The sequence below is a fragment of the Mesorhizobium sp. P2_F8 genome (genome assembly GCF_056403655.1).
The window spans coordinates 1-596 of the sequence record NZ_JBFUFB010000126.1 but is presented as its reverse complement, the minus strand read 5'-3'; the positions used below and the strand labels follow the sequence as shown (position 1 = coordinate 596).

1 protein-coding gene is annotated in these 596 nt (G+C 67.9%); it reads right to left on the bottom strand.

Features of this window, described 5'->3' with window-relative positions:
- On the bottom strand, positions 1-596 hold a 596-nt coding region (locus tag AC1DZP_RS36350; RefSeq protein WP_477309192.1), incomplete at both ends, for a DUF5801 repeats-in-toxin domain-containing protein.

Here is a 596-nt window from a genome sequence, read left to right as displayed (position 1 = left end):
CCATCGACCAGGTGCTCCAGCGCGACGTTCTGCACCACCGTCAGCTTGCCGTCCGAGCCGATCGACACCGTGAACGCCGTGTGCGTCGCACCGTCGTTGTACTGGCCCTCGATCGTGTTGCCGACCTGCACCAGCGTGATCGCATGGTCGCCCTGYGCCGTCGCCAGCCCGGAGTTCGCCTGCGTCACCGACAAGGCATAGGTGGTCGTCCCGGCGCCGTCGGCGCCATAGTTCGACGTCACCGTCACGATCGCCGCAGCRCTCGTGGCCGTCATCAGCGCCGGGGTCAGCACCCCGTCCGTCGTCGCACCGTTGTTGGTCTCGTCAAGCGTCACCGAGCTGCCGACWACCGCRCTCGTGATCGACGGGCCGTCATCCAGGAAGGTCACCGCGCCGCCGACGTTGATCACGCCGGTGCTTGCCGTGTCGCCATCCGCATCCGTCACCGTCGCCGTCACGCCGATCTTGCCGGCCAGCGTCAGCGCGTCATTGTAGGCCGCCGCCGTCGAACCATCGACCAGGTGCTCCAGCGCGACGTTCTGCACCACCGTCAGCTTGCCGTCCGAGCCGATCGACACGACACCGTGAACGCCGTG